The sequence below is a fragment of the Leisingera sp. CC-HEC093 genome, from assembly GCF_059429195.1.
This window is the reverse complement of the sequence record NZ_JCAIJR010000001.1, coordinates 744757-768102: the sequence shown is the minus strand read 5'-3', so window position 1 is coordinate 768102 and position 23346 is coordinate 744757. Positions and strand designations below refer to the sequence as shown.

20 protein-coding genes, 1 tRNA gene and 1 pseudogene are annotated in these 23346 nt (G+C 62.0%); 14 read left to right on the top strand and 8 right to left on the bottom strand.

Annotated elements, in window-relative coordinates; all coding sequences use genetic code 11:
• The 4 genes from AC5STB_RS03765 to AC5STB_RS03750 all read right to left on the bottom strand — a co-directional run bounded on the left by AC5STB_RS03765 (nt 1) and on the right by AC5STB_RS03750 (nt 2437).
• A complete protein-coding gene (locus tag AC5STB_RS03765) occupies nt 1-573 on the bottom strand; it encodes a cob(I)yrinic acid a,c-diamide adenosyltransferase (RefSeq protein ID WP_495441640.1) in 573 nt (190 codons plus the stop codon).
• Between the two features lie 6 nt (nt 574-579).
• Nucleotides 580-783 (bottom strand): twin transmembrane helix small protein, encoded by a 204-nt coding sequence (locus tag AC5STB_RS03760; protein WP_495441639.1) that lies wholly within the window; start codon nt 781-783, stop codon nt 580-582.
• A 65-nt stretch (nt 784-848) separates the two neighbouring features.
• On the bottom strand, nt 849-1679 hold the full coding sequence (locus AC5STB_RS03755; RefSeq protein ID WP_495441638.1) for an SDR family NAD(P)-dependent oxidoreductase: 831 nt from the start codon (nt 1677-1679) through the stop codon (nt 849-851).
• A 35-nt stretch (nt 1680-1714) separates the two neighbouring features.
• Nucleotides 1715-2437, bottom strand: coding sequence for an SH3 domain-containing protein (locus tag AC5STB_RS03750; protein ID WP_495441637.1), 723 nt, complete (start codon nt 2435-2437; stop codon nt 1715-1717).
• A 232-nt stretch (nt 2438-2669) separates the two neighbouring features.
• On the opposite strand from AC5STB_RS03750, the gene AC5STB_RS03745 reads away from it, so the two are divergent.
• From AC5STB_RS03745 to tuf, 3 genes are all read left to right on the top strand, one after another.
• Nucleotides 2670-5018 (top strand): DNA topoisomerase IV subunit A, encoded by a 2349-nt coding sequence (locus tag AC5STB_RS03745; protein ID WP_495441636.1) that lies wholly within the window; start codon nt 2670-2672, stop codon nt 5016-5018.
• 129 nt (nt 5019-5147) lie between these two features.
• A complete protein-coding gene (locus AC5STB_RS03740; RefSeq protein WP_495441635.1) occupies nt 5148-5747 on the top strand; it encodes a hypothetical protein in 600 nt (199 codons plus the stop codon).
• A 125-nt stretch (nt 5748-5872) separates the two neighbouring features.
• Nucleotides 5873-7048, top strand: a complete 1176-nt coding sequence (gene tuf / locus AC5STB_RS03735) for an elongation factor Tu (protein ID WP_495441619.1) — start codon at nt 5873-5875, stop codon at nt 7046-7048.
• Nucleotides 7049-7442: 394 nt separating this feature from the next.
• Here the strand turns inward: tuf and AC5STB_RS03730 are convergent, their stop codons facing one another.
• Both AC5STB_RS03730 and AC5STB_RS03725 read right to left on the bottom strand, forming a co-directional pair.
• Entirely contained in the window at nt 7443-7946 is a 504-nt protein-coding gene (locus AC5STB_RS03730; RefSeq protein ID WP_495441634.1) for a hypothetical protein, read from the bottom strand.
• Between the two features lie 210 nt (nt 7947-8156).
• The gene (locus AC5STB_RS03725) at nt 8157-8867 is read right to left on the bottom strand and encodes a lysophospholipid acyltransferase family protein (protein WP_495441633.1); all 711 of its coding nucleotides are present in this window, start codon (nt 8865-8867) and stop codon (nt 8157-8159) included.
• Between the two features lie 177 nt (nt 8868-9044).
• On the opposite strand from AC5STB_RS03725, the gene AC5STB_RS03720 reads away from it, so the two are divergent.
• Nucleotides 9045-9120, top strand: a tRNA-Trp gene (locus AC5STB_RS03720).
• Between the two features lie 63 nt (nt 9121-9183).
• Here the strand turns inward: AC5STB_RS03720 and AC5STB_RS03715 are convergent.
• Nucleotides 9184-11301: an O-linked N-acetylglucosamine transferase, SPINDLY family protein gene (locus AC5STB_RS03715; protein WP_495441632.1), complete on the bottom strand. Its 2118-nt coding sequence runs from the start codon at nt 11299-11301 to the stop codon at nt 9184-9186.
• A 216-nt stretch (nt 11302-11517) separates the two neighbouring features.
• Between AC5STB_RS03715 and secE the strand changes: the two genes are divergently transcribed.
• From secE to rplA (AC5STB_RS03690), 5 genes are all read left to right on the top strand, one after another.
• Entirely contained in the window at nt 11518-11715 is a 198-nt protein-coding gene (secE, locus tag AC5STB_RS03710) for a preprotein translocase subunit SecE (protein WP_008554326.1), read from the top strand.
• A gap of 214 nt (nt 11716-11929) precedes the next feature.
• Nucleotides 11930-12463, top strand: coding sequence for a transcription termination/antitermination protein NusG (nusG, locus tag AC5STB_RS03705; RefSeq protein WP_260016263.1), 534 nt, complete (start codon nt 11930-11932; stop codon nt 12461-12463).
• A gap of 147 nt (nt 12464-12610) precedes the next feature.
• Nucleotides 12611-13537, top strand: coding sequence for a DMT family transporter (locus tag AC5STB_RS03700; RefSeq protein WP_495441631.1), 927 nt, complete (start codon nt 12611-12613; stop codon nt 13535-13537).
• Between the two features lie 183 nt (nt 13538-13720).
• Complete coding sequence (gene rplK, locus AC5STB_RS03695; RefSeq protein ID WP_495441629.1) at nt 13721-14146, top strand: 50S ribosomal protein L11; 426 nt, start codon at nt 13721-13723, stop codon at nt 14144-14146.
• A gap of 1 nt (nt 14147) precedes the next feature.
• Nucleotides 14148-14846 (top strand): 50S ribosomal protein L1, encoded by a 699-nt coding sequence (gene rplA / locus AC5STB_RS03690; protein WP_495441628.1) that lies wholly within the window; start codon nt 14148-14150, stop codon nt 14844-14846.
• A 102-nt stretch (nt 14847-14948) separates the two neighbouring features.
• Here rplA (AC5STB_RS03690) and AC5STB_RS03685 read toward each other — a convergent pair whose 3' ends face one another.
• A complete protein-coding gene (locus AC5STB_RS03685) occupies nt 14949-15785 on the bottom strand; it encodes a sulfotransferase domain-containing protein (protein WP_495441627.1) in 837 nt (278 codons plus the stop codon).
• 101 nt (nt 15786-15886) lie between these two features.
• Here AC5STB_RS03685 and rplA (AC5STB_RS03680) point away from each other — a divergent pair.
• The 5 genes and pseudogenes from rplA (AC5STB_RS03680) to rpoB form a co-directional block, all read left to right on the top strand.
• A pseudogene (gene rplA, locus AC5STB_RS03680) lies at nt 15887-16369 on the top strand (50S ribosomal protein L1); the annotation flags it as partial.
• Nucleotides 16370-16585: 216 nt separating this feature from the next.
• On the top strand, nt 16586-17638 hold the full coding sequence (locus AC5STB_RS03675) for a Hint domain-containing protein (RefSeq protein ID WP_495441626.1): 1053 nt from the start codon (nt 16586-16588) through the stop codon (nt 17636-17638).
• Nucleotides 17639-17942: 304 nt separating this feature from the next.
• A complete protein-coding gene (rplJ, locus tag AC5STB_RS03670; RefSeq protein WP_129372972.1) occupies nt 17943-18461 on the top strand; it encodes a 50S ribosomal protein L10 in 519 nt (172 codons plus the stop codon).
• 80 nt (nt 18462-18541) lie between these two features.
• Complete coding sequence (gene rplL, locus AC5STB_RS03665) at nt 18542-18916, top strand: 50S ribosomal protein L7/L12 (protein WP_259967561.1); 375 nt, start codon at nt 18542-18544, stop codon at nt 18914-18916.
• A gap of 248 nt (nt 18917-19164) precedes the next feature.
• Nucleotides 19165-23298 carry a DNA-directed RNA polymerase subunit beta gene (gene rpoB / locus AC5STB_RS03660; RefSeq protein WP_495441625.1) on the top strand — a complete coding sequence of 1378 codons (4134 nt, stop codon included), beginning with the start codon at nt 19165-19167 and terminating at the stop codon, nt 23296-23298.
• Nucleotides 23299-23346: the final 48 nt, after the last annotated feature.

Genomic DNA, 23346 nt, shown 5'->3' with positions numbered 1-23346 from the left:
TTAGCGGTTGGCGCCCGGAACCCACAGAACGTCGTCCTTGCCGCCGTTGTTAGCGGTGCGGGCGGCGACAAAGAACCAGTCGGACAGACGGTTCAGGTATTTCACCGTCGCCGGGTTCACGTCCTCAGCGGTGCTGAGGTCGGTGGCCAGCCGTTCGGCGCGGCGCGCCACGGTGCGGCAGACATGCAGATGGGCCGCCAGCTTGGATCCGCCCGGCAGTATGAAGCTGCGCAGCGCCTCCAGATCCTTGTTCATGACGTCGATCTCGGCTTCCAGCCGCTCGACCTGTGCCACGACGACCCGCAGCGGCGGGTATTCCGCCTCGGCATCCTTTGCCATTTCCGGCCGGCACAGATCAGCGCCCAGGTCGAACAGATCGTTCTGAATGCGCGCCAGCGCCGCATCCATTTCGCCCTCGGCCTCCAGCCGCGCCACGCCGACAAAGGAGTTCAGCTCATCCGAGGTGCCATAGGCATTGACCCGCGCGGAATGCTTGGCAACCCGCTCGCCGTTCCCCAGGGCGGTTTCGCCCTTGTCGCCGGTGCGGGTGTAAATCTTGTTCAAAACGACCATCGCCGCTTATCCTCCCTGGTTGCGCAGATAGACGTAGGCCAGCACCAGCACCACCGCAATGAACTGAAACAGGATGCGCAGCCGCATCATCTTGTTTGCGTTGCGGCGGTTGAATTCACCGCCCTTGCCAAAGCCGCCAATGCCGATGACCAGCGCCACAACCACAGCCGCCACGGCTGCCAGTGCCAGATAATACAGCGGATCGAACATCTTGTCCCCCAAGCGCGTTTTTTACGTTGCCACCCATCTACCCCGCCGGGGCGCAGATGGCGACCCTATCCCAGCTTGACAAGGATGCGGTCAATTGCCCGGGTCGGCAGGATGCGGCGCAGGAAGCCTGCGATATGGGTCGGGGTGGTCACGTAATAACGCGGCCGCGGGCGGCGGGATTCGCAGGCATGGGCCAGCTTGGCTGTCACGGCAGAGGCCGGCAGCTCGAACCGGTCCGGTCCGCTGCTTTCGTACAGCCGTTTCAGCAGCCGGGATTCGTAGAGATCGCGCAGCGGCGACGCTTTCCAGTCGATGAAGCGCTCGAAATGCGGAATCGACTTCTCGCGGATCTTCGATGTGACAGGCCCCGGCTCGATCAGCACCAAATGGATGCCGGTGCCCCGCAGCTCCACCCGCAGGGTATCGGTCAGCCCTTCCAGCGCGTATTTCGTCGCCACATAGGCGCCGCGCCAGGGAAAGGTCACCAACCCCAGGATGGAGGAATTCTGCACAATCCGCCCGTGGCCCTGCCTGCGCATCACCGGAATCACCTGCCGGGTCAGCTCATGCCAGCCAAAGAAGTTGGCCTCGAAAATCGTGCGCAGGCCGTCCGTCGGCAGATCCTCCACAGCGCCGGGCAGCCCATGCGCGCCGTTGTTGAACAGCGCATCCAGGGTGCCGCCGGTCGCCTCCAGCACCTCAGCCAGGCCAGCGGTGATGCTTTCGGGGTCGGTGTAATCAATGCGAGGGCTCTCAAAACCCTCGGCCCGCATCCGGTCGCAGTCGCGCTGCTGACGGCAGGAGGCAAACACCCGCCAGCCGCGCTCCCGCATGCCGCGGGCCGCATCCAGGCCGATCCCGGAGGAGCAACCTGTGATCAGGATGGATTTTTTCATTCAGAACGCCTCTTGCCCGGATTTCTCCGGTGCAGTTATGGGCGTTTCTTGCTCACCAGGGAAGCGGCAATCCAGCCCACCTTGCCCTTGCCGGGTGCCCGCAGGTGCAGCCAGCCGGTGCCGCTGTCCTCGAACACGATCACCTCGTCACCGCCCAGCAAGCGGGTAATCACCGGATAGTTGGTTCCCGGCCCCTGGCGCATGTTCACGCGTGAGGCGCGGATCCGGCGGATGTCCTGTTCCGGCTCTGCCTGGGGTTCGACGGCCGGGGCGGCCTCAGCGGCGGCCGGCTCAGGCTCCAGTGTTTCAGGCAATTGCGCGCCAGAAGCTGTCTGAAGGCCGGCCAGCCCGCCGTCCAAAGACGCCAGCTGCACCTGGGCGCCTTGCTGCGCGACGGCTGGGAATACGGTGGTGCTGTCACCAAGGGCAAGGCGCGCCTGGGAAATCTGACGCAGCGCAACCCGCGACCGCAGCTCAGGGTCGGCGGCGGGGCGCTCCGGGGTGTCTGCAGCCTGTGCGTCAACTGCCGGGCGGAAGGTAACGTTGCGGACCAAAGTTCTGGCGTTTTCGCTGGCCCGTTCGCTGGCCCGTTCGCTGGCCCGGCGCGCCTGGTTTGAGCCTTCAGAACCGGAAAATGCGGCCTTGGCCACCTGAAGGGCGGCAGACGGCTCCTTGCGGGGTTCGAATCCCCCGCCTCCGCTCAGCTCGTAAAAGCCCCAGCCCAGAAAAGCGAAAGAGACAAAAATAAAACGCGACATAACCGGTCCCCCTAGTACCACCACACGGGCAGCTGCACGAAATTGCATTGGTTTGGAAAGATAACGCGCGGCGCTGCTGCCTGGTTCCCTACTATCTAGGGCAGGTTAACGCCGGGGAAATAGGGGAGAGTCTGACTTCTTCTCCCCGGCAATGCGTTGGCGCCGTGCAGCACCGTGCGAATTTCGCGCGCGCCCGCTTTACCAATTCCGACGGCGGCAGTATCACGAATTCATGACCGACTTGGTAGAAGATCCCGACATGCCGTCTGCCCCCGAACAGGGTGAAATCCTGGAACCGCTGCGCCGCGCCATTGGCGAGCGCTATCTGACCTATGCGCTCAGCACCATCATGCACCGGGCGCTGCCCGACGCGCGCGACGGGCTGAAACCGGTGCATAGGCGCATTCTCTATGCCATGAACCGCCTGCGGCTCAGCTCCACCGGCGGCTTCCTGAAGTCGGCCAAGATTTCCGGCGACACCATGGGTGACTTCCACCCTCACGGCGACGCCGCGATCTATGACGCGATGGCGCGCCTGGCGCAGGACTTTAACGTCCGCTACCCGCTGGTCGACGGCCAGGGCAACTTCGGCAACATCGACGGCGACAACCCGGCTGCCTCCCGCTACACCGAGGCGCGGATGACATTCGTCGCAGAGGCGATGCTGGAGGGCCTCAACGAGGATTCGGTTGATTTCCGCGATAACTACGACGGCCGTCTGACTGAACCGGCGGTGCTGCCCGCGACCTTCCCGAACATCCTGGCCAATGGTGCTGCCGGGATCGCGGTGGGCATGGCCACCAATATCCCGCCCCACAATATTGCCGAACTGATCGACGCCTGCCTGCACCTGATCAAAATCCCGGATGCCCGCGACGACACGCTGCTGAACTATGTGCCGGGCCCGGATTTCCCCACCGGCGGAATCATCGTCGAGCCCAAGGAAAACATCGCCAAGGCCTACAGCACCGGCCGCGGCTCCTTCCGCCTGCGCTGCAAGCATGAGGTCGAGGATCTGGGCCGCGGCCAGTGGCAGGTGGTCATCACCGAGATCCCCTATCAGGTCCAAAAGTCCAAGCTGATCGAGAAGATCGCCGAGCTGATCCAGACCAAGAAGGTACCGATCCTCGCCGACGTGCGCGACGAATCGGCGGACGACATCCGCATCATCCTGGAACCCAAGTCCAAAAACGTGGACCCCGAGGTTCTGATGAACATGATGTTCCGCAACTCGGACCTGGAAATCCGCTTCAGCCTCAACATGAACGTGCTGATTGATGGTGTGACCCCCAAGGTCTGCTCGATGAAGGAAGTGCTGCGCGCCTTCCTCGACCACCGCCGCGACGTGCTGCAGCGCCGCTCGCGCCACCGGATGGAAAAGATCGACCACCGGCTGGAGGTGCTGGAAGGCTTCATCATCGCTTTCCTGAACCTCGACCGGGTGATCGATATCATCCGCTATGACGAGGACCCCAAGGCAGCGCTGATCCGCGAGGACTGGAGCAAAGACCACCCCCGCGCCTTCAGCGAGGCTGAGTATGTCACTCCGGCCCCCGGCACCGGCGAGCTGACAGAGGTGCAGGCGGAGGCGATCCTCAACATGCGCCTGCGGTCCTTGCGCAAGCTGGAAGAAATCGAGCTGGTCCGCGAACGCGATGCCCTGCGCGAGGAGCGCGCCGGGCTGGTCGAACTGCTGGCCTCCGAGGACCTGCAATGGTCGCGCATTTCCGAGCAGCTGAAGGAAACCAAGAAGCAATTCGGCAAGGACTACGCCGGCGGCGCCCGCCGCACGCTGTTTGCCGAGGCGGGCGAAGTCGAAGACGTGCCGCTGGAAGCGATGATCGACCGCGAGCCGATCACCGTGGTCTGCTCCCAGATGGGCTGGATCCGGGCGATGACCGGCCACATCGACCTGAACCGCGAGCTGAAGTTCAAGGACGGCGACGGCCCGCGCTTCATTTTCCACGCCGAAACCACCGACCGCCTGCTGGTGTTCGGCTCCAACGGCCGTTTCTACACCCTGTCGGCGGCCAATCTGCCGGGCGGGCGCGGCATGGGCGAACCGCTGCGCCTGATGGTCGATCTGCCGAACGAGGCAGAGATCGTCGATCTGATGATCCACAACCCCGAAGGCCGCCTTCTGGTCGCGTCGGACGCGGGCAACGGCTTCATCTGCGCCGAAAAGGAAATCGTCGCCCAGACCCGCAGCGGCAAGCAGGTGCTGAACGTCAAGGATGACGAGCGCGCCAAGATCTGCATTCCGGTGGATGGCGACCACGTCGCCATCGTTTCGGAGAACGGCAAGTTCCTGGTGTTTGCAGTCGAGGAAATGCCCGAGCTGACCCGCGGCAAAGGCGTGCGCCTGCAGAAATACAACATGGCCCGCGGCAAGCAGGGCTCGCTGGAACTGGACGGCGGCCTTTCTGACATCACCACCTTCAACTGGGATGACGGCCTGCGCTGGGAAATGGGCGGCGGCAAGACCCGCCACGAGGCCGACCTCACCCAGTGGCTGGGCAAGCGCGCCGGTGTTGGCAAACGCCCGCCGCACGGCTTCCCGCGCAACTACAAGTTCAAGTAAGGCAGCAGAATCCTGCCGCCTGCCTGTGCCCCCCGCGCCACCCGCGCGGGGGTTGCTGTTTGTGCCCCTTTACCCTGCCTGCCGCCCCCGGCTATCTGGGCGGGACCGAATTTCTCTTGGGGGATTTCCATGATCCGCATTCTAACTATTCTGGCCGCGCTGACGCTGGTCACCGCCTGCGGTGAAACCCGCCTGGACGAAGCGCCGGAGGATCTGGGCGCCTTCCAGGCCCGCGTGACCCACGTCTACACGGAAAAGGCGCTGCAATGGCCGCTGTCGCGCGACGCCGAGCACAGCGAATGGACTGCCCCGATCGAAAACGCGCTGAACAGCCGCCTGCGCCGCTACGAGGGCGCGCAGGAATACGATGTCGCGGTGACGCTCGAAGGCTTCATGCTGGCGCCCGCCGGCGTGCCGGTGCTGCTTTCCCCCAAAAGCGTGGTGGTGGTGAACGTCTTTGTCTACGACGTGGCGGAAAAGAAATTTCTCGCCAAGAAGCACCAGATGGAAATCTTCGAAAGCACGACTGGCGAAAGCGCGCTCCTGGGCTCCGGCCATGCCCGCAGCAAGCAGGAGCAAATCCAGGGGCTGGCCGTCAATATCGCCGACAAGGTTGAGGAATGGATGGCCGAACAGCACAAGGCAGAGGGCTGGTTTTCCGCGCGCGCGGGGACCCGAACCGGCAGCGGCGCGGATGCGGGCGCTGCGGCAGCAGCACCGGCGGGCTGAAGCCTTCGAAAACCGCCCCTGTCAAGCAGGAACGGGTTGATTTTTGCCGGCAAACCAAATAATCCGCCGGCGCAGAGGAAACCGGGTCGACATCAGACCCCTCATTTCAAAAGGGCGCCTAAGCAATGGCTAAGGAAAAGTTTGAACGCAATAAACCGCACGTCAACATCGGCACCATCGGCCACGTTGACCACGGCAAGACCACTCTGACCGCGGCTATCACCAAATACTTCGGTGACTTCAAAGCCTACGACCAGATCGACGGCGCCCCGGAAGAAAAAGCCCGCGGCATCACCATCTCGACCGCGCACGTGGAATACGAGACCGACAACCGCCACTACGCGCACGTCGACTGCCCCGGCCACGCTGACTATGTGAAGAACATGATCACCGGTGCGGCGCAGATGGACGGCGCGATCCTGGTTGTGAACGCCGCTGACGGCCCGATGCCGCAGACCCGCGAGCACATCCTGCTGGGCCGCCAGGTTGGCATCCCGAAGATGGTCGTGTTCATGAACAAAGTGGACCAGGTCGACGACGAAGAGCTCCTGGAGCTGGTCGAAATGGAAATCCGCGAGCTGCTGTCCTCCTACGAGTACCCGGGCGACGATATCCCGATCATCGCAGGCTCCGCTCTGGCCGCAATGGAAGGCAACAAGCCGGAAATCGGCGAAGAGAAAATCAAAGAGCTGATGGCGGCTGTTGATGACTACATCGACACCCCCGAGCGCGCGGTTGACCAGCCGTTCCTGATGCCGATCGAAGACGTGTTCTCGATCTCCGGCCGCGGCACCGTTGTGACCGGCCGTGTCGAGCGCGGCGTGATCAACGTTGGCGACTCGATCGAAATCGTCGGCATCCGCGACACCACCACCACCACCTGCACCGGTGTGGAAATGTTCCGCAAGCTGCTGGACCGCGGTGAAGCCGGCGACAACATCGGCGCGCTGCTGCGCGGTGTCGACCGTGACGGCGTTGAGCGCGGCCAGGTTCTGTGTAAGCCGGGCTCCGTGAAGCCGCACACCAAGTTCGAAGCTGAGGCCTATATCCTCACCAAGGAAGAAGGCGGCCGCCACACCCCGTTCTTCGCGAACTACCGTCCGCAGTTCTACTTCCGCACCACCGACGTGACCGGCACCGTGACCCTGCCGGAAGGCACCGAGATGGTGATGCCGGGCGACAACCTGAAGTTCGACGTTGAGCTGATCGCGCCGATCGCGATGGAAAACGGCCTGCGCTTCGCCATCCGCGAAGGCGGCCGCACCGTCGGCGCCGGCGTCGTTTCCAAAATTACTGAGTAAGACGGCTTTGCCGTCTGGCGGGCGGCAGTTGGTTTTGCGCAGCAAAATCAATGAGAGCCCGCACCGGTGAGAAAATAGAAAGGGCCGCTCAATCGAGCGGCCCTTTTTCTATGCGTACCCGGAAACCGGCGCGGTTTCCGGCCATGAAAAATCGATTTTTCATGGCCGTTTTTTGCGTCAAAAAACGGCTGAGGCATCCAAACAGGGCAGGGCCCGGCCTGGGGCCCGAGGCCGTCTTGCAAAAGCTCCAGTGGAGCTTTTAAGGCCGCAGGGGGCGCCATCTCCGGTTGCGATGCTATCGCGCCTGCCCGTTTTTCCGGGGGCAAACTTCCAGATCGGCGCAGTCCGGGCGCGGCCCGAACGCGGGGCGTCCGGGCGGGTATAAAGCCGCGGTCTATTTGCCTCTTAAAGCACTAATGAAAATCAGCCTTGCAGGAATGTTCGTTAGGGAGTGGTTCGTGTTTTCCGGGGTTGCCTCTATCCGGTATCTTCCGATGGGCAGTTCGGCCGAAGCAACTTCCAGCCCGAATTCATCGTTAAGAATCATATGAAAACTTGGCAGCAGGTTCGATTGCTCAAAGACCAGCTCATCTTCGCCACTTCCCCATTCGTAGATCTTCACGGAAAAGGTGAGAAGGCCGGGATCATCCGATGTCTGATTGGGCGGGCCGACATCGTAACCATTCCGGGTAAGCTCCCAGTAAAGATCCGTGCTCTTCTGGAGCAGCAGATACAAGCCATACTCCTTTGGCCAGAGCACTTTTGTCTCTAAGGAAACCGTGTTGCGGGACCCAAGATCGATTTCCGCCTCCGCCCGGGCCTCGCCGCAGTTCAGGAAAGCGGCAGATATAGCAACGAATGCGGCGGCACGCAGAAGTTGGACGCTGATCGAATGCATTTTTGACCTGTAGAAGTTCAAACTGAAAAAATGAAAGCCGTGCCCCTCCAGAGTTCTGCATTCTGAGGTTGAGCGCAATCCGATACTTTTTTGAGCAGAGTGGAAAGCAAATCGACAGCCTTCGCAGCACTAGGGGGCCCGCAAAGCTGAAGGCCATTCTCCGATTGAGTGACCAGTCCGCCACTGGAAACCGCGTCGGAAAACGCCTGATCAACCCATCTGCGTCTTCGGACTCTCACCACCGCGCCCGGCCGCCGCATCCGCTGCGTTTGTAATGGCATCCAGCGATGCCTCCAGGCTTTGCCGCAGCATCTCCGCCTGCTCGTCGCTCGGCTTCTTCGGCACTTCATCCGTCCATTCCCGGCACATCAGCACGCCGCGGGAAAACGGCATTGGCAGCATCTGCTGGTCCCAGGTCGGCAGTTTCATCACCTTCTTCTCGGCAAAGGCCACGGTGAATACCCGGCAGCCGGTCATCCGGGCCCAGACCACCGGCACGGTTGAGGACACCCGCGCAGGCCCGCGCGGGCCGTCGGCGGCGATGCCGATGGAGCAGCCGTCTTTGGTGCGGCGCAGCACTTCGCGCGACAGCGCCACATGGCGCTTGTGGCTCGACATCGGGATGGTCTCAAAGCCCAGCCGCACCAGGATCTGCCCCGCCAGCCGCCCGGCACGGGCGGCGGAGGTCAGCGCGCAGATGCGGCCCAGCGAGGTGTCGAACAGATAGGGCGCCATGATCAGCCGCTGGTGCCACAAGACAAAGATCACCGGCTCGCCGCGGCGCACGCACGCGTCCATCTCCTCGAACCCCGTGCGGTTCCAGCGCGAGGTGCGGAAGGCGAATCGCACATAGGCGGCGAACAGCCCTTCGATGGTGCGGTTGACCCAGGGGCTGTCGGCGATTTTCTTTCTCAGACTCACGGTATCCGGCTCGCTCCTGCGGGTTTGCCAGGGCGCGCACCCCGGAATTTGCCCCCTCTTACTGCATGGGGCGGTCGGGGCAAAGCCTGCTGCCGGCAAAGCACCCGGGCAACGTAAGAAAATCCGCTTTTCCCTCTTGCCTATGATGCGCGGCTGCCGTAGGACATGCCGCACCACAGGGGTATAGCTCAGTTGGTAGAGCGACGGTCTCCAAAACCGTAGGTCGCGGGTTCGAACCCTGCTGCCCCTGCCATTTTCCGAACATTGCCGGTTCAGCGCTGCCCTTGCGGGCAGGCGCTTGTGTTTTTGCGTCTGCTCAGGCCTCGCCGAGATGGCCTGGCGGCAGGCCTTGCAGGCGGCGTTCGCAGGCGGCGTCAAAGGCATCCTCCACCTGACGGACCAGCCGCTTTGGGCTGAACAGCGCAGCGGTCTGCTGCTGGCGGCGGAGCTTTTCGCGCAGGCTTGCGGCAGCTTTGCTGTCTGCCGCGAGGCCGGCTGCCTTGGCCTCATAGTCCTCTGCGCTGGCGGCAATCAGCTCCGGCAGGCCGGCAGACTGCAACAGGCTGGCCGAGGTGCGGGCGGCCAGTTGCTGGCCGGGCAGGGTGAGCACCGGCAGGCCTGCGGCCAGAGCGCTGCGGGCGGCGGTGCTGGCGTTGACGGTAAAGGTGTCCAGGAACAGATCCGCCCGCGGCAGCCGGGCCAGATGCGCCTGCCGCGGGGCGGCGGGGGCAAAGACCAGGCGGTCCGGGTCAACTCCGCGGGCCGCCGCGCCGCGGCGCAGGTTGGAGACCGAATGGGCGCCATTGTCCAGCAGCCACAGGACGCTGTCCGGGGCGCCGGTCAGCAGCCGCATCCAGATATCGAATTCCTGCGGCGTGATCCGGCTGCCGGATGCGAAACTGCAGAACACGAAACCGTTGTCCGGCAGGCCGCAGGCGGCGCGGTCCGGGGGGGCGGAGGCCGCGGCGGGGGCGAGGGCCTGGCAGCCATCCGGCAGACGCAGGAGATGTTCATTGTGGTACCGCTCGCTGCCCGGCGGGCAGGCGGCGGCGTCGCAAATCAAATAATCATAGGCGGCGCTGCCCATGGTGCCGGGATAGCCGGGCCAGGCAAAGTGCAGCGGCGCAAGGCGGGCGGCGAACAGGTGCAGCGCATCGCCGCCGGAATAACCGGAGAGATCCACTGCGGCATCGAGCTGATCCGCCTTCACCGCGGCGGCCATCTGAGCGGGGGAGCTGCTGTCCAGAACCTTGAGCCCGCCAAACATCTGCGAGACGCTGCCGGGCAGGCCTGCGCCAATGGCGTAAATCCGGATCTCGAACCGCTCCGGGTCATGCGCGGCGATCATGGCGCCATGCTGATTCAGCACCTCCTCAGCGCTGCGGGCTGCAAAGAAATAGCCGATCCGCAAGCGTTCAGGGCGCTGTCCGGCGGGCGGGGCGGTGTGCAGTTCGGGGGCGGCAAACAGGCCGCTGGCATAGGACTGGGCGCGGGCGCGCAGAAGGTCGGGATTGTCCTCCATCAGCATCAGCGCGCTGGGGTCGCAGCCCGAGCCGCGCAGGCCCAGCTGACGGCGGTGGTCCGCATATTCCGGCAGCCAGCGCCAGTCATTGAGTTCCGCCAGAACATGCAGCCGCTGAGTGCGGGCGCGGTCATCGGACGGGTTGGTCTTCAGCACCTTGTCGAAACAGGGCAGGGCGGCTGCAAAGGCGCCTTCGGACTTCAGGATCAGGCCCAGCTGGTACTGCGCCTCTGTCAGGGCGGGGTTCAGGCGGGCGGCCTGGGCATAGTGCGCCTTGGCCTCAGTTGCGGCGCCCTGCTGATGCAGAAGGCCCGCCAGAGTGAAATGCAGCGCGGCGTCATTCGGGGCCAGTTTCACCGCCTTGCGCAGCATTATGGCAGCCTTTTGGCTCCGGCCCTGCTTGATCAGCACCTCTGCCTTGCCGTGCAGCGCCTGCAGGCACCCGGCGCTGAGCATCAGCGCCTTTTCAAACAGCGCCATGGCCCTTTCCAGATCGCCCCGCGCGGTCTGCACCCGGCCCATCGCGGCATAGGTGCCCGGGGCGCGGGCATTGAGGCCGATCGCCTTGTTCAAACAGGTGGCGGCATTGTCCAGATGTCCGGCTGACAGGTGGCAGCGGCCCAGGAAATCCCATAGGAAATGCGATTCCCGGAATGTCTTGAGCAGTGCGCCGCAGCTGTCCGCGGCCTCGAAATGGCGGCCCTCTGCCAGCGCGGCCTCCAGCCCGGCCTGATGCACCGGGGACGGGTCGCACTGGTTTGTCAGCTGCTTGCGCAGCCCCTCCAGCGCGGACTGGGCACGGCGGTTGCGGGGGTTGCGGGACAGAATGCCGGCATAGGCCATGGCGGCATCTTCAAGCTGGGCATCGCGTTCGAACTGTTCGGCCTGGGACAAGGAATATGCGGGCGTCATGGCATCCTATCTCAATTATTCACATGCTTTGGCCCCTGAGCGGCAGGCAAGGCCGCAGGGAACCGCTGGAGTCAATTTTGGCGGAAGTGGATTAAAATTGGATTGACCCTGCGTGCGCTGCTTGCGCAACGGGCGGGGCAGAGGCGGCGCAGGGCTTGAATTCGCGGACGCCACCGGTTACATCGCCCTGACTGCTAGCAGAGAGACACCCCCAGTATGGCGACTATTAACCCAGTACAGTTCATTCAGCAGGTCCGTGCCGAAGTGTCCAAGGTCGTTTGGCCGACCCGGCGCGAGGTGCTGCTGACCACCGTCATGGTGTTCATCATGGCGGCGCTGACGGCGCTGTTCTTTGCGCTGGTCGATCTGCTGATCCGCTATGGCCTGCAAGGGCTTCTGGGGATGTTCGGGTAAGCCCGCAGCGGTACTGAGGCTCCCTTCGCGGATGCTGCGCAGGCCTTGATCTTGGCGGCGATGGGCGGTAGGTGAACCGGAACTATTGAGGCGGGCGTGCGGCGATTCGGTTTGCACGCCGCTTTTTGTTGGAGAGCGCAGCCTTTGGGTTGCAGCGGGATGATCAAGCAGCGGCGCGGCACAGGCCCGCCCGGCAGAACAAGGACAACGGTTCATGGCGAAACGGTGGTATTCGGTCAGCGTTCTTTCGAACTTCGAAAAGAAAATCGCAGAGCAGATCCGCACCTCGGTCGCCGAACAGGGGCTTGAGGACGAGATCGACGAGGTTCTGGTCCCCACCGAAGAGGTGATCGAGATCCGCCGCGGCAAGAAGGTCTCGACCGAGCGCCGCTTTATGCCCGGCTACGTGCTGGTGCATATGGAAATGTCCGACCGCGGCTATCACCTGATTTCCTCGATCAACCGGGTCACCGGTTTCCTCGGCCCGCAGGGCCGCCCGATGCCGATGCGCGACGCAGAGGTGCAGGGCATCCTGGGCCGCGTCGAGGAAGGCGTCGAGGCGCCGCGCACCCTGATCCATTACGAGATCGGCGAGAAGGTCAAAGTCAACGACGGCCCGTTCGAGGATTTCGACGGCATGGTCGAAGAGGTCGACGAGGACAACCAGAAGCTCAAGGTCACCGTGTCCATCTTTGGCCGCGAGACCCCGGTGGAGCTGGATTTCACCCAGGTTACCAAGCAGGGGTGATAAGACCTCTCAGTGGAATTCGAGGCGCCGCGTTGGGTTCAACGCGGCGTTTTTCTTATTTGCGATTGGGGGGGGGCTTTGCGGGACAAAGCGACCGATTGATGAATCTCCGCTGCAAGAATCGCAAACCCGTGTTAGCTCTGGCGCATGGCAACGGCATCAACACACAGCAGACCAGCAATACCGTACGCGCTAGCGATTGCCGGTGTTCTGTTCGCATCAGTTTGTTTTGGATTGGTTCCCTACTTCAGCCGGGGGCTGACCGAGCAGGGCGTCGCACCATATGCCGTCGCATTCTATCGCTACATCGTAGCTGCAATTCTTCTGCTGCCTGTACTCTTCACGCACCGCCAAGCGTGGCGTGAGATTAGTTGGGGTCTTTCGGCTGGGGCGGTGATGGGGCTGGGGTGGATTGGCTATGTGACGGCTTTGGAGACACTGCCCGCGTCGACAGTGGGCGTGCTTTACATGACCTACCCGGTTTTCACGCTGGTCATTGCCTGGGCTTTCTTCTCCGATGCACCTACGAAGCGCGCTTTGACCGCCTCAGGTCTCATTACGGTAGCGGCCATTATAGCAGGCTCGCCTGCATCGGTGCCCTTGCAGCACATTCCTATGCTTTTGTTGTCGTTGGCAGCCCCATTCGGCTTTGGCTTCGGTATTTGTGTTTTGGTCCACAGGCTGTCCCGCATCCCGCCGCTTGCACGCATTGCCTCGGTTTCTCTGGGGTCGGTTCTTGGGCTCTTGCCGCTGATGGCGGGTGCGGACGTCGCAGAGTTGCTCCCGGAGGGGCGGTCCGACTGGGTTCTAATTGTCGGAATTGGATTGATCACGGCACTTGTGCCGCAGCTCGTATACACGATCTGTTCGCCCCTGATCGGCGCTTCCCAAACTGCGGTCGTCGGAAGCATTGAACTACCGACGATGTTTGCGGTTGGAGTTATTGCATTTGATGAAGTGATCACAACGCACCAAGCTGTAGCCTGTGTCTTGGTTTTGGGGGCGATAGCGATTACAAGAAGCCGGAAGACGCGTACCGTAACAACCGTTATTGCGCGGGAGCCCAAAAAGTAGGTTCGGGCTCGAAGCGGTTGTTCTAGGGCCCACTTGCTAACCCCGCCGTTCCCCTGTAAATGCCGCCCAATCGTCTTCGGGCGAGATTCTCTCGTGGGAGATGGTGGGATCGCGATCCCGGCATCCGACCACGCAACACTATCCGGGCAGGACGCGTCCTGTCCTCGTTGAAAGGAAAACCAAATGGCTAAGAAGCTTGTTGGTTCGATGAAGCTGCAGGTTCCTGCAGGTCAGGCAAACCCCTCTCCGCCCGTCGGCCCGGCCCTGGGTCAGCGCGGCATCAACATCATGGAATTCTGCAAGGCGTTCAACGCCAAGACCGCAGACATGGAGCCCGGCGCGCCGTGCCCGACCGTGATCACCTACTATCAGGACAAGTCCTTCACCATGGACATCAAGACGCCGCCCGCGTCTTACTACCTGAAGAAGGCGGCCAAGGTGAAATCCGGCGCGACCAACCCGTCGCGTGAAACCGTCGGCACCGTGACCGCGGCCCAGGTGAAAGAAATCGCCGAAGCCAAGATGAAAGATCTGAACGCCAACGACATCGACGCGGCAATGCAGATCATCCTGGGCTCTGCCCGCTCCATGGGCATCGAGGTGAAGTAAGATGGCAAAGCTCGGAAAACGCACCCGCGCCGCGCGCGAAGCTCTGGCTGGCAAAGACAATCTGTCGGTTGAAGAGGCTGTTGCCCTGATCAAGTCGAACGCCACTGCCAAGTTCGACGAGACCGTTGAAATCGCCATGAGCCTGGGCGTCGACACCCGCCACGCAGACCAGATGGTCCGCGGCGTGGTCGGCCTGCCGAACGGCACCGGCAAAGCCATGCGCGTTGCTGTGTTCGCCCGCGGCCCCAAGGCTGACGAGGCAACCGCAGCCGGTGCAGACATCGTCGGCGCCGAAGACCTGATGGAAGCGATTCAGGGCGGCAAGATCGACTTTGACCGCTGCATCGCAACCCCGGACATGATGCCCATCGTTGGCCGTCTGGGCAAGATCCTGGGCCCGCGCAACCTGATGCCGAACCCGAAGGTCGGCACGGTGACCATGGACGTGAAAGCGGCCGTGGAAGCAGCCAAGGGCGGCGAAGTGCAGTTCAAAGCGGAAAAAGGCGGCGTTGTGCATGCCGGCGTCGGCAAAGCGTCCTTTGACGAAGCCAAGCTGGTCGAGAACGTCCGTGCCTTCGTGTCGGCCGTGGCCAAAGCCAAGCCGACCGGCGCCAAGGGTGCCTACATGAAGAAAATCAACCTGTCCTCGACCATGGGTCCGGGCGTCACGGTTGATGTGGACAACGCTGTCACCGAGTAATACTTTGTGACCTTAGTCGCGTGAAACGAAAGGCGGAGCTGCAGCTCCGCCTTTCTTGTTTAGAAGCGCTATGAAATGAAGGCGCATTTTTAGGTGCCAACTTTATAAAGGCGGCAACGGCTCGCCTGCCTGCCATGGTGACAAGTCCCGGCCAGTCATGTCCGAAAGCCGGGCGATCTGTTCTTTGTAGATCGAATGAAGCTCTTGCCGCAATGATGCCGAGAGTTCCGGGCGGCCCTGCCACTCACCATCAATTCCAGCAAGCACGTGTTCCTTCCGTGCTTTCTTATCCGCATCGTTGATCCGGAACCGGAGTTGCTTGCGTTTTAGTTCCAAGTCTACGCCAAGGTAACGTCCTACGCGCCGCACGGTCTTGAGGGGGCGTGATTTGATGTCATCGTAGAAGATTACATGGATGTCCGGGAAAACACTGCGCCAATACGTCAATAGATCAGCATACATGCCGATCGACACCATGCGTTGCCGGTCGGAGAGTTCTTCCACCACGTGCACATAGGGAAAGCGGCCGCGCTGGATGTGGTGGGTGTAGGCCGATAGGTAGCGATCGACCGGGTTCCGCAGCGTTAGGATCAGTTTGGCATCGGGAATTGCAGTTTTGATGTTTTCGGCAACGTCGCGCTTGTCATTGGGGAGGCGGAAATAGTTTGGCGAACTTTCCAGGCGGATCGGGCGGTCCTCCCCATCAAAGTGGGCCGCGTACTCTTCCAGGGACGACAGGGCGTCTTCCCGGAGGAAGAAGTTGAGCTCTTTGCGCTTGGATGCGAGAACCATGGGCGATTTTTTGAGGCTGTGGTGGAGCCAGGTCGTGCCTGACTTCTGAGCGCCGAAAATGATGGTGTTGGCAAGCTTCACGGTGGTCCTCTTGGTTGGCGTCGGGGTGCGGCGTGTCTCTTTATGCACCAGTTGAGCTTCGCGCATAAATGTGTGCTCCGATGCAAGCAAGGGTACTCTCCGCTCGGGCTGTTGTCACGGAATGTGGCAAATATTCTGACCTGAAGAGCTTATGTATCTTTCTCGGTCTGCGCGTTGCTGTGTTCGCCCGCGGCCCCAAGGCTGACGAAGCGACCGCAGCCGGTGCAGACATCGTCGGCGCCGAAGACCTGATGGAAGCGATTCAGGGCGGCAAGATCGACTTTGACCGCTGCATTGCAACCCCGGACATGATGCCCATCGTCGGCCGTCTGGGCAAAATCCTGGGCCCGCGCAACCTGATGCCGAACCCGAAGGTCGGCACCGTGACCATGGACGTGAAAGCGGCCGTGGAAGCAGCCAAGGGCGGCGAAGTCCAGTTCAAAGCGGAAAAAGGCGGCGTTGTGCATGCCGGCGTCGGCAAAGCGTCCTTTGACGAAGCCAAGCTGGTCGAGAACGTCCGTGCCTTCGTGTCGGCCGTGGCCAAAGCCAAGCCGACCGGCGCCAAAGGTGCCTACATGAAGAAAATCAACCTGTCCTCGACCATGGGTCCGGGCGTCACGGTTGATGTGGACAACGCTGTCACCGAATAATCGGACGGCCTTGCCAGAAGTTGAAGCCCTGGGTGCCTGCGCGCCCGGGGCTTTTTCGTTGGGGGATTCCGGGTCCGCTGCAGGGCGTGGCTTTCCGGACGCTCTTGCGCTTCGGTTTTCCGCCGTCCGCAGCTGCGGGGCTACTCACGCGGATTTCATACGGTTAAACTTGGGTTTAATCTTTTGCGCGCCTCCCTGGAGGGTTATTTAAAGCATATGGCACTTCGCAGTTTCTTCGCTCAGGACAGTTCCAGCCTGGTTGTTGCATCGAGCTCCAGCGGCTCGATCGTTGGCAATCCGATCATCAACAATTCCGACACGCCGAACGGCACGGTCTTTACCTATTCCGGCGGAACCGGAACCACGGTGACGCTGGATGATACAGGCGGCCGGCGGAACCGGTTCGAAGATGACCGGGAGGATGGCCACGTCATCACGGACGGCGGCGGCATTGTTGCTGATGGCACAGAGGTGGAAGCCGAGTCCCATATCAGGGTGCGGCAGCTGGATAGTGGCGGCAATCCGACAGGCCCGGAAATCACCATCTATGTCTTTTCCCAGAACGGACAGACCTCCAACGTCTGGGGCTTTGCAACCAGCGCGCCGCTGGAAAGCGGCCTGTCTTATGTGAAGGTTGGCGGTAACAACACCGGCAGTGCCCGCTACAATAATTTTGTGACCTGTTTCGGGGGCGGGACCCTGATTGACACTGCCGGCGGCCCGGTTGCTGTCGAGGCGCTGAGCCTGGGGCAGCGTGTCTGGACACGGGATGGCGGATTGCAGCCTATCCGCTGGTTGTCATCTGCCGAGGTCAGAGGCGAGGGCGCGTTTGCGCCGGTGGTGTTTGCACCGGGCGCCATCGGAAACACCGGTGAGCTGGTGCTGTCGCAGCAGCACCGGGTGCATATCGAGCAGCCGGTGGCAGAGATGCTTTTCGGCGGGGCGGAGGTTCTGGTTGCCGCCAAGCACCTGTGCGGACTGCCGGGTGTCGCCATCCGCGAGCAGGAAACGGTCCGGTACCACCATTTCATGTTCGACCGCCATCACATCGTAAGGTCGAACGGCGTGCTGACTGAGAGTTTCTTCTTGTCGGCCGGCTCAGTCTCGGCCCTGGAGAGCGGCCCGCGCCGCGAATTGGCAGCGCTGTTTCCGGATCTTGCGCGCGCGGCTGACGCCTTTGGCGAAACGGCAGCCATGACGCTGACCTGCGCCGAAGCCCGGGTGTTCCTCGGCTCCCTGGGGCCGCAGGCGCTGGCTGCCGCGGTCTGAGGCCGCGGGAATTTGCCCGGCGGGGCGGTTTGCCCCTTGGAAATCCCCTCAAATACGACTAACTACGGCCTTGAGATAAAGCGTGCGATTCGTCGTGCGCTTTATTTCATTTCGTCCAAGATGGTGGGTGGCCTTTCGATCGGGCCTTAATTTCCCTCCTGAGACGGGTAAGACCAAGAAGATCGAGGGTTTTCATTCCCTCGGGCGGATTTGGCTCATCCCGTAAAACGGACCTGAACGCCGGGCCATCTGGTTCGGCAAATATGAGCCGGGATGCGCAAGCATCCCAAACTTGGAGAGAACTGTGGATAGAGCCCAGAAAGAGAAAGTGGTCGAGGAACTCGGCCAGATCTTCGAAAGCTCTGGCGTCGTAGTGGTTGCCCACTACGCCGGTCTGACAGTTGCCGAGATGCAGGATCTGCGCGCGCGTGCAAGCGACGCGAACAGCTCCGTGCGTGTTGCCAAAAACAGGCTCGCCAAAATCGCCCTCGAGGGAAAGCCGTGTGAAAGCATGTCTGACCTGCTGACAGGGATGACCGTTCTGACCTATTCCGAAGACCCCGTGTCCGCTGCAAAAGTGGCCGAGGGTTTCGCCAAGGATAACAAAAAGTTTGAGATCCTCGGCGGCGCAATGGGTGAGAATGCTCTGGACCGCGCAGGCGTCGAAGCCGTGTCGAAAATGCCGTCCCGCGACGAGCTTATTGCTCAGATCGCAAGCTGCATTGGCGCACCCGCTTCCAACATCGCCGGCGCAATTGGCGCACCTGCAAGCAACATCGCAAGCATCCTTTCGACCATCGAAGAGAAGGCGGAAGCTGCGTAAGCGGTTGGCACTGAATGACTGGCGTGGGGCAAAGCCTGCACGTTGGAACACACATACTGTAAACGGAAAGAGCTGATACAATGGCTGATCTGAAAGCACTCGCAGAAAGCATCGTGGGTCTGACCCTGCTGGAAGCACAAGAACTGAAAACCATCCTCAAAGACGAATATGGCATCGAGCCCGCAGCCGGCGGCGCAGTTGTCATGGCAGCTGGCGGCGACGCCGGTGGCGCAGCTGAGGAAGAAAAGACCGAATTCGACGTCGTTCTGAAGAACGCCGGCGCTTCCAAGATCAACGTGATCAAAGAAGTCCGCGGCATCACCGGTCTGGGCCTGAAAGAAGCCAAAGAACTGGTCGAAGCCGGCGGCAAGATCAAAGAAGGCGTGTCCAAGGACGAAGCCGAAGACGTCAAAGCCAAGCTGGAAGCAGCTGGCGCAGAAGTCGAGCTGGCCTAAGTCCTGCTCCTGGTGCATCTCCGATGCATCGGAAATTTGGCTGGGTCCGGAGTTTTCCGGGCCCAGCCGAACCTGTCTTAGAAAGGGCCTCATGAGAGGGGCGTTTTCTTAGGCGGTGTTCAAAGGATCGGGAGGCTGCCTTCGGGACGGTGGCCATGAATTGATCCGAACACGCTGTCTCGTATGGGCAAGGAGCCGGGGCCCGGCGGCTTCCTTGACCGGTGAGAACTCGAAAGGTGACATCTGACATGGCTCAATCGTTCCTTGGCCAGAAACGTCTACGTAAATATTACGGCAAAATCCGCGAAGTGCTGGAGATGCCGAACCTCATCGAGGTGCAGAAATCTTCTTATGACCTGTTCCTGCGCTCCGGCGATGCAGCTGAGCCGCTGGACGGCGAAGGCATCAAAGGTGTGTTCCAGTCGGTATTCCCGATCAAGGATTTCAACGAAACCTCCGTGCTGGAGTTCGTGAAGTATTCCTTCGAGAAGCCCAAGTACGACGTCGAAGAGTGCATGCAGCGCGACATGACCTATTCGGCGCCGCTGAAGGTCACCCTGCGCCTGATCGTGTTTGATGTCGATGAGGACACCGGCGCGAAGTCCGTGAAGGACATCAAGGAACAGGACGTCTTCATGGGCGACATGCCCCTGATGACCCCGAACGGCACCTTTATCGTGAACGGCACCGAGCGTGTGATCGTGTCCCAGATGCACCGTTCGCCGGGCGTGTTCTTCGACCACGACAAAGGCAAGACCCATTCCTCGGGCAAGCTGCTGTTTGCCTGCCGCATCATCCCGTACCGCGGCTCCTGGCTGGACTTCGAATTCGACGCCAAGGACATCGTCTTTGCCCGTATCGACCGCCGCCGCAAGCTGCCGGTGACCACCCTGCTGTACGCCCTGGGCCTGGACCAGGAAGGCATCATGGATGCCTATTACAACACTGTGCCGTTCAAGCTGGAGAAATCCCGCGGCTGGGTCACCCCGTTCTTCCCGGAACGCGTGCGCGGCACCCGTCCGACCTATGACCTGGTGGACGCTGGCACTGGCGAGATCATCTGCGAGGCCGGCAAGAAGGTCACCCCGCGCGCCGTCAAGAAGATGATCGAAGAGGGCACCATCACCGAACTGCTGGTTCCCTTTGACCACATCGTCGGCAAATATGTCTCCAAGGACATCATCAACGAAGACAACGGCGCGATCTATGTCGAGGCCGGTGATGAGCTGACCCTGGAATACGACAAGGACGGCGAACTGATCGGCGGTTCCCTGAAGGAGCTGCTGGACGCGGGCATCACCGACATTCCGGTGCTGGACATCGACAACGTCAACGTCGGCCCCTACATGCGCAACACCATGGCGCAAGACAAGAACATGGACCGCAACAGCGCGCTGATGGACATCTACCGCGTGATGCGCCCGGGCGAGCCGCCCACCGTCGAGGCAGCCTCGGCGCTGTTCGACACCCTGTTCTTCGATTCCGAGCGTTACGACCTGTCTGCCGTTGGCCGTGTGAAGATGAACATGCGCCTGGCGCTGGACGCCGAAGACACCCAGCGCACCCTGCGCAAGGAAGACATCGTCGCCTGTATCAAGGCGCTGGTCGACCTGCGGGACGGCCGCGGCGATGTCGACGACATCGACCACCTGGGCAACCGCCGCGTGCGGTCCGTCGGCGAGCTGATGGAAAACCAGTACCGTGTCGGCCTGCTGCGCATGGAACGCGCGATCAAGGAGCGGATGTCCTCTGTCGAGATCGACACCGTGATGCCGCAGGACCTGATCAACGCGAAACCGGCCGCAGCTGCGGTGCGTGAATTCTTCGGCTCCTCGCAGCTGTCGCAGTTCATGGACCAGACCAACCCGCTGTCGGAAGTCACCCACAAACGCCGCCTGTCGGCGCTTGGCCCGGGCGGTCTGACCCGCGAGCGCGCCGGCTTTGAGGTCCGCGACGTTCACCCGACCCACTATGGCCGGATGTGCCCGATTGAGACTCCGGAAGGCCCGAACATCGGCCTGATCAACTCGCTGGCGACCTTTGCGCGCGTCAACAAGTACGGTTTCATCGAAACACCGTACCGCGTGGTCAACGAAGGCCAGGTGAGCGACGAAGTGCATTACATGTCGGCCACCGAAGAGATGCGCCACACCGTTGCACAGGCGAACGCGACCCTGGATGAGAACGGCAAGTTCATCAACGATCTGGTCTCGACCCGCCAGTCCGGCGACTACACCCTGGCGCCGCGCGAAAGCGTGGATCTGATCGACGTGTCGCCGAAGCAGCTGGTCTCTGTCGCTGCCTCGCTGATCCCGTTCCTGGAAAACGACGACGCCAACCGCGCTCTGATGGGCTCGAACATGCAGCGTCAGGCGGTTCCGCTGCTGCGTGCAGAGGCCCCGCTGGTCGGTACCGGCATCGAGGAAAAGGTTGCGATCGACTCCGGCGCGGCCATCCAGGCCAAGCGTGCCGGCATCATCGACCAGGTTGATGCACAGCGTATCGTGATCCGTGCCACCTCCGATCTGGAGCTGGGCGACGCGGGCGTTGACATCTACCGTCTTCGCAAGTTCCAGCGTTCCAACCAGAACACCACCATCAACCAGAAGCCTCTGGTCAAGGTGGGCGACACCGTCGCCAAGGGCGAAGTGATTGCCGATGGCCCGTCGACCGATATGGGCGAACTGGCACTGGGCAAAAACGTGGTCGTCGCGTTCATGCCGTGGAACGGCTACAACTACGAAGACTCCATCCTGATCTCCGAGCGCATCGCGCGTGACGACGTCTTCACCTCGGTTCACATCGAGGAATTCGAAGTCGCCGCCCGTGACACCAAGCTTGGGCCGGAAGAAATCACCCGCGACATCCCCAACGTCGGCGAGGAAGCCCTGCGCAACCTCGACGAGGCGGGCATCGTCTACATCGGTGCCGATGTGGAGCCGGGCGACATTCTGGTCGGCAAGATCACTCCGAAGGGCGAAAGCCCGATGACCCCGGAAGAAAAGCTGCTGCGCGCCATCTTCGGCGAAAAAGCATCTGACGTGCGCGACACCTCGCTGCGCGTCAAGCCGGGCGATTACGGTACTGTGGTCGAAGTGCGTGTCTTCAACCGCCACGGTGTGGAAAAAGACGAGCGTGCGCTGCAGATCGAGCGTGAGGAAGTCGAACGTCTGGCCCGTGACCGGGACGACGAGCTGGCGATCCTGGACCGCAACATCTATGCCCGTCTGCGCGGCATGCTGCTGGGCAAAGTGGCTGTCAAAGGCCCGAAAGGCGTGCGTTCCGGCGCCCCGATCGACGAGGACATGCTGGACAGCCTGTCCCGCGGCCAGTGGTGGATGCTTGCCCTTGAGGATGAGCAGGACGCCCAGGTCGTCGAGGCCCTGAACGAGCAGTACGAGGCGCAGAAGCGCGCCCTGGATGCCCGTTTCGAAGACAAGGTCGAGAAGGTCCGCCGCGGCGACGACCTGCCGCCGGGTGTGATGAAGATGGTCAAAGTCTTCATCGCGGTGAAGCGCAAGCTGCAGCCGGGCGACAAGATGGCCGGCCGTCACGGCAACAAAGGTGTGATCTCGAAAGTGGTGCCGATGGAGGACATGCCGTTCCTCGCCGATGGTACCCCGGTCGACTTCTGCCTTAACCCGCTGGGCGTGCCGTCGCGTATGAACGTCGGTCAGATCCTGGAGACCCACATGGGCTGGGCCGCACGCGGCCTTGGCATCAAGGTGGATGACGCGCTGCAGGAATACCGCCGCTCGGGCGACCTGACCCCGGTCCGTGAAGCGATGCACCACGCCTATGGCGACGATGTCTATGACGAAGGCATCGCCAATATGGACGAGGCCGCGCTGGTCGAGGCCGCAGGCAACGTGACCCGCGGTGTGCCGATTGCGACCCCGGTCTTCGACGGCGCCAAGGAAGATGACGTCAACAACGCCCTGGTGCGTGCGGGCTTTGACCAGTCCGGCCAGTCGATCCTGTTCGACGGCCGCACCGGCGAGCAGTTCGCGCGTCCCGTGACCGTTGGCATCAAGTACCTGCTGAAGCTGCACCACCTGGTGGACGACAAGATCCACGCGCGTTCCACCGGTCCGTACAGCCTCGTCACCCAGCAGCCGCTGGGCGGTAAGGCGCAGTTCGGCGGTCAGCGCTTTGGTGAGATGGAAGTCTGGGCCCTGGAAGCCTATGGCGCCGCCTACACCCTGCAGGAGATGCTCACCGTGAAATCGGATGACGTCGCCGGCCGGACCAAGGTCTATGAGTCGATCGTCAAGGGCGAGGACAACTTTGAAGCGGGCGTTCCGGAATCGTTCAACGTTCTGGTTAAAGAAGTCCGCGGCCTCGGCCTGAACATGGAACTCCTGGATGCGGAAGAAGAGTAAGGGCCTTGGCCCTTACCCCCTGCTCCCTTCCGCACGAATTTGAGGTAT

Bases quoted from the DNA above. Each gene is read 5' to 3' on its own strand.
- AC5STB_RS03765 (WP_495441640.1), bottom strand. From the start codon at position 573: ATGGTCGTTTTGAACAAGATTTACACCCGCACCGGCGACAAGGGCGAA.
- AC5STB_RS03760 (WP_495441639.1), bottom strand. From the start codon at position 783: ATGTTCGATCCGCTGTATTATCTGGCACTGGCAGCCGTGGCGGCTGTG.
- AC5STB_RS03755 (WP_495441638.1), bottom strand. From the start codon at position 1,679: ATGAAAAAATCCATCCTGATCACAGGTTGCTCCTCCGGGATCGGCCTG.
- AC5STB_RS03750 (WP_495441637.1), bottom strand. From the start codon at position 2,437: ATGTCGCGTTTTATTTTTGTCTCTTTCGCTTTTCTGGGCTGGGGCTTT.
- AC5STB_RS03745 (WP_495441636.1), top strand. From the start codon at position 2,670: ATGACCGACTTGGTAGAAGATCCCGACATGCCGTCTGCCCCCGAACAG.
- AC5STB_RS03740 (WP_495441635.1), top strand. From the start codon at position 5,148: ATGATCCGCATTCTAACTATTCTGGCCGCGCTGACGCTGGTCACCGCC.
- tuf (WP_495441619.1), top strand. From the start codon at position 5,873: ATGGCTAAGGAAAAGTTTGAACGCAATAAACCGCACGTCAACATCGGC.
- AC5STB_RS03730 (WP_495441634.1), bottom strand. From the start codon at position 7,946: ATGCATTCGATCAGCGTCCAACTTCTGCGTGCCGCCGCATTCGTTGCT.
- AC5STB_RS03715 (WP_495441632.1), bottom strand. From the start codon at position 11,301: ATGACGCCCGCATATTCCTTGTCCCAGGCCGAACAGTTCGAACGCGAT.
- secE (WP_008554326.1), top strand. From the start codon at position 11,518: ATGGCGACTATTAACCCAGTACAGTTCATTCAGCAGGTCCGTGCCGAA.
- nusG (WP_260016263.1), top strand. From the start codon at position 11,930: ATGGCGAAACGGTGGTATTCGGTCAGCGTTCTTTCGAACTTCGAAAAG.
- AC5STB_RS03700 (WP_495441631.1), top strand. From the start codon at position 12,611: ATGGCAACGGCATCAACACACAGCAGACCAGCAATACCGTACGCGCTA.
- rplK (WP_495441629.1), top strand. From the start codon at position 13,721: ATGGCTAAGAAGCTTGTTGGTTCGATGAAGCTGCAGGTTCCTGCAGGT.
- rplA (WP_495441628.1), top strand. From the start codon at position 14,148: ATGGCAAAGCTCGGAAAACGCACCCGCGCCGCGCGCGAAGCTCTGGCT.
- AC5STB_RS03685 (WP_495441627.1), bottom strand. From the start codon at position 15,785: ATGCGCGAAGCTCAACTGGTGCATAAAGAGACACGCCGCACCCCGACG.
- AC5STB_RS03675 (WP_495441626.1), top strand. From the start codon at position 16,586: ATGGCACTTCGCAGTTTCTTCGCTCAGGACAGTTCCAGCCTGGTTGTT.
- rplL (WP_259967561.1), top strand. From the start codon at position 18,542: ATGGCTGATCTGAAAGCACTCGCAGAAAGCATCGTGGGTCTGACCCTG.
- rpoB (WP_495441625.1), top strand. From the start codon at position 19,165: ATGGCTCAATCGTTCCTTGGCCAGAAACGTCTACGTAAATATTACGGC.